Source organism: Massilia sp. P2_C2 (assembly GCF_056404615.1).
On sequence record NZ_JBFUDR010000395.1, the window covers coordinates 1 to 4,861 of the forward strand.

Consider the following 4,861-nt stretch of genomic DNA (forward strand, 5'->3'; position numbering starts at 1 on the left):
ATGGGGGGATGACTCAACGGTCGTCGAGCCACGCGAGGAAGTCCTCGGCGACTTCCGGCGTCAATTCGAGCGCCGCTTCCGCCACGTCGCTCGATCCCTTGACCGCCGCCAGCGCGGCAAGCGCACAAGCGAGAAACTCATCATCCCATGCGCGGACCGCGGTGGCCGCGATCAGGCGGGGGAGGGCGGCCAATGCCGTCGCGTAGGCGTCGCGCAGGTCGGGCGGAATCGGGACGTCCTGTCGTTTGCGGCAGATTTCGACCCAGGCCGGAAATTGCAGATAGACGGCGCCGGCACGATCGGGCGCCATCGCCAGCGCGCGCATGACGTGGGGCACCGCGGCGAACGACGCCGGATAGACGCCACCCTGATGCGCCAGTGCGCTCCACAGCGAGAACCACGGTTCGTCGTCGGGGCCCGATGGCGGGAAGGACGCGAGCTGGCGCAGCAGCGCCGGGATGTCGGCGGCTTTGCCATACGCGTGATCCAGCTCGCACCAGCGTGGACTGTCGAGGGGCAGGCATGGCAGGTCAAGTTCAGTCGTCATTGCGTCGCATTCAGAAAGAGGTCATCCAGTGTACGCCTCTCAAGCTGCCGCCATGCGCAGCCTGAAAAACGCATTCACCGTCAGGCGCCCCGTGCGCGGGTCGTTCACCATCAGTTCGGGCGTGTGGATATGCCCCGAGTGGAAAATTTCCCCGTTATAGAAAATCGCCCGGTTGTAGCGCGGCGCGATCGTCAGCACCTTTTCGAAGTGCTGGCTTGACGCGATCGCGAAGGTCGGCGGTTCGTCTGGCGCCGCCGTTTCGCCGGCCCGCTCCCGGCGCTTCAGATCGTCGATCAGGGCCGTGATTTCGTGCTCGGGCACCTTTGGCTTGAAGAAACTGGTGCCGCCCAGGCGTTCGTCCTTGAACAGGTACAACACCATCGCGCCCACGCCTTCGCCTGCGGGCAGGCCGGTGAAGTCGCGGTGCGGCAGGCGCTGGCCCGGCAGCAGATCGTCCGGCCGACGCGTTACCAGCGACAGCCGGGTCACCATGTTGAGGACTCGCCGTGCCTTGAGCGGCGTGCGCGCGTGCTGCAGGAAGCTGTCCTGTACGCGCGCCGCAAAGGTGCCGGACAGGTGCAGTTCGGGCCCCGGATAAGAATTCCCCGCCACATCCTGGAAATGCGTGTGATTGCGCGCCGCGTAGTCGACCAGCACTTCCGGTTCCAGCATGAAGTCGTCGATGACGACGCACTGATGCCCGTCGAAGATCGGCACCGTGCTGACCTGCAGGTGTGGATTGAGCAGGGGCAACGCGGCAATGGAGGCACTGTGCGGCTGGGATGGATGTGGTTCCAATCGATAACTCCGACCGAATCATAAGAAATGGAACACGCATGGTAGCGATCGCGCCAGGTCATGTAAATCGATAGTCGAGATTAAATTTTTCGAAATAAAACCGATTGAAATCGGGTGCGCGAATATTCACGCATTTCCGCTATTTGCAAGTTTCGAATAATCGCGAATTATTTCGGATTACTGGAAAATATTTTATTTTTGTTGTCGACTTGGAAAATTCTCATGCATTAATGCAATGATAAATTCCTGATATTTACGCTTGAAAATCAATGAGTTGGGAAATTCGGTCCGAAACCAGGGAATGTGTATCGTACATGTGGACAAGTTTTGACAATTAGAAATAACATATCGGGTTGTATCAGGCCCTCACTAAATTAACCCATCCACCGTGCCTCGCAAGGAAGTTTGAATGAACCTCAAGGATCTGACAGAAGCATTCGCCGGATTATCCGAGGCGAATCGGCCCATTCGCTTGCGGCTGTCACAAGAGCAGCACGTGCTCGAGGATGTCCTGCTGGTCAAGCGTGTTACCGGAAACGAAACGCTGTGCGGCGGACTGGAATACCGCCTGCTGTGCGTATCGACGCATGCGAACCTGCCCCTGAAGGCATTCATCACGCTGCCCGTCGAACTCCAGTTCGTGACGGACCGCGGCGACGTGCGTGCCGTCTGCGGCATCGTGGCGCAGGCCGCCGCCGGACAGGCCGATGGCGGCCTCGCGACGTATGAACTGGTGGTGCGCGACGCATTAGCATTGATGGCGCAGCGGACCAATACGCGGGTTTTCCGCAACCGGAACGAACTGGATATCACCGAGGTCATCCTMGACGAGTGGCGCCAGACCAATCCGGTGCTGGCAAAAGCATTCGACGTGGACTGGTCGCATGTCACCGGCACCTATCCGGCCCGCGAATTCACGATGCAGCACAACGAATCCGACGCCGATTTCCTGCGCCGTTTGTGGAAACGGCGCGGCATCGCATGGTGCATCCGGCCCGGCAAAGCGAGTCAGGCAGGCAGCGACGACACGCCGGCCCATGCCCTCGTGCTGTTCGACGATGCATTTACCTTGCCGCAGAATGCCGCCGGCGCCGTGCGTTTCCACCGCGATGACGGTACCGAAAAAAGCGACACCGTCATCGCCTGGAGTGCCGTGCGCACCCTCAGGCCAGGGAATGTCTCGCGCCAGAGCTGGGATTATCTGCAGGCCCGTCCGATGACGAGCACGACGTCGTCGCGCATCGACCAGGGCACGATGGGCAACCAGTTCGCGGCCAGCCTCGACGATTACCTGATCGATATGCCGCATGCGGGCGAGGACGGTGACGATTACCGCCGGCTCGGCGAATTGCGCATGAAACGCCATGAATACGAATCGAAATGCTTTTATGGCGAGGGCAGCGTGCGTGCGCTGTGTGTCGGCGAATGGATGGCCTTGAGCGGCCATCCCGACATCGACACGCATCCCGCGAACGAACGGGAATTCATCGTCACGCGGCTGGAAGTCGATGCGGAAAACAACCTGCCCAAGACGGTCGATGACCAGGTGCGGCGCCTGTTCGCGCTGAACCGCTGGGATGAAGCACTGTCCGCCGATGCCTTGCGGCAGGCCAGCGGGGAACGCGGCATGCGTTACACGAACCGCTTCGCGTGCGTGCGCCGCGGCATGCCGATCGTGCCCGCGTTCGATCCCCGGACCGACCTGCCGCGTCCACGCCTGCAAAGCGCGCGTGTGGTCGGGCCGGCGGGCGAGGAAGTGCATTGCGACGAGCATGGCCGGGTCAAGGTGCGTTTTCCCGGCACCCGGCCGGAAGATCACGGCCACGCGCAGGACGCCGGCGCCAGCGACAGCGACCGCGACTCCGCCTGGGTCCGCGTGGCGAGCACGTGGGCCAGCAACCAGTGGGGAACGATCACGCTGCCCCGCGTCGGCGACGAGGTCATCGTCGACTTTCTGGGCGGCGATCCGGACAAGCCGATCATCGTGGCGCAGGTGTATGGCGGCACCGCCCCGCCGCCGTCGTTCACGCACACGGGCACGCTGCCCGGTAATAAATACTTGGCCGGCATCAAGAGCAAGGAAGTGCAGGGCACCCGCTACAACCAGCTGCGGCTGGACGACACGCCCGGAGAAATCAATGCGCAATTGTCGTCCGAACACGGCCGTAGCGAGCTGAACCTGGGCTGGCTCACGCATCCCCGCAGCGAGGGCAAGGGCGAGGCGCGCGGCGAAGGGGCGGAACTGCGCAGCGATCACGCCGTCGCGGTGCGCGGCGCCAAAGGCGTCCTGATCAGTGCCGACGCGCGCACGCAGGCCGGCGGCAAGCAACTGGATCGCGCCGAACTGGTCGGCCTGATGGAGGTATTGCAAGGCGTCCAGCGGCAGCTGTCCGAACTGTCGACGACGCATCATGCCGACGACACGGACGATCAGGAACTGAAGCAATTGCTCGGTCACTTGAAGCAATGGGAGGCCGGCAGCAATACGGCGAGCGGCGGTGCGGGCGGCGGGGGCCAGCCCGTCGTCGCGCTGTCCGCGCCGGCCGGCATGGCGCTGGCGAGCCAGAACAATATCGCGCTCGGGGCGCAGACGCATGTCGACGTGGTCAGCGTCGGCAATACCCAACTGTCCGTCGGCAAGCGGCTGCTGGCGCGCGTCTCGGAAAGCATCAGCCTGTTCGCGCACCGCCTGGGCATCAAGCTGATCGCCGCCAGTGGCAAGCTCGAATTGCAGACGCATGGCGACGACGTCGAGATCACGTCGGCAAAGCGCATCGTGCTGACCGCGGCCGACGAAATCGTGCTGCAGGCGCCGAAGGTGCGCTTCGTGGCGCAGGGCGCGCAGGTGGACATCGGCGGCGGCGCCATCACGCAGCAGAGCAGCGGGGCGCACACGATCAAGTCGTCGACGTTCGCGCACGTGGGGCCGGGCGGTGGGGCGCCGCCGGGTGTGGAACTCCCCACCAGCACGTTGAAAACGGACGAAAAGTTCGTGCTTGCCCGCCGCGGCAGCGGGCGGCCGCACGCCAACCAACGCTACCGGATCGAGCTGGACGACGGCCGCACCATCGAAGGCGTCACCGACCAGCAAGGGCATACCGAACTGACGCAGGACATGGCGCTCAAGATCGCGCGCCTGACCCTTTTGAAAGAGTAACGAAAGAGTAACGCATGAGTGATTCCGATACCGCTACCCGCCTGGTCGGCACGGGCTGGGATGAACATGGCAACGATACCGCGCAGTCCGTCCTCACTGGCACCAACTTGAAAGTTCGTGCGTTGTGCCTGACCACGCCCGATCTGGTCGTGCCGGTGTTGTTTGTGCCGGGCATCATGGGGACGCGTCTCAAGGTTAAAAACAGGGACGCTTCAGCATGGTATCCGCCGGAGAATACCTGGGAGGGCCTCGTCACGGTCCTCAAGCATCTCAACAAGTCGGCTGCGGACCGGCAAAAGCTGCTTGATCCGAACAACACCGAAGTGGACGATGAGGGGCCGGCGCACCCCGATGAGTCC

The 4,861-nt window shown here is 62.9% G+C and carries 3 protein-coding genes and 1 pseudogene; 2 read left to right on the forward strand and 2 right to left on the reverse strand.

The window, feature by feature from the left end; translation table 11 throughout:
- Positions 1 to 13: 13 nt before the first annotated feature.
- A complete protein-coding gene (locus tag AC1DYX_RS27880; RefSeq protein ID WP_477264962.1) occupies positions 14 to 547 on the reverse strand; it encodes a hypothetical protein in 534 nt (177 codons plus the stop codon).
- 39 nt (positions 548 to 586) lie between these two features.
- Positions 587 to 1,345: a DUF6445 family protein gene (locus AC1DYX_RS27885; protein WP_477264964.1), complete on the reverse strand. Its 759-nt coding sequence runs from the start codon at positions 1,343 to 1,345 to the stop codon at positions 587 to 589.
- Positions 1,346 to 1,754: 409 nt separating this feature from the next.
- Here AC1DYX_RS27885 and AC1DYX_RS27890 point away from each other — a divergent pair, with 409 nt between their 5' ends.
- Both AC1DYX_RS27890 and AC1DYX_RS27895 read left to right on the forward strand, forming a co-directional pair.
- A complete protein-coding gene (locus tag AC1DYX_RS27890) occupies positions 1,755 to 4,502 on the forward strand; it encodes a type VI secretion system Vgr family protein (protein WP_477264967.1) in 2,748 nt (915 codons plus the stop codon).
- A gap of 14 nt (positions 4,503 to 4,516) precedes the next feature.
- Positions 4,517 to 4,861, forward strand: a pseudogene (locus AC1DYX_RS27895) (esterase/lipase family protein); the annotation flags it as partial.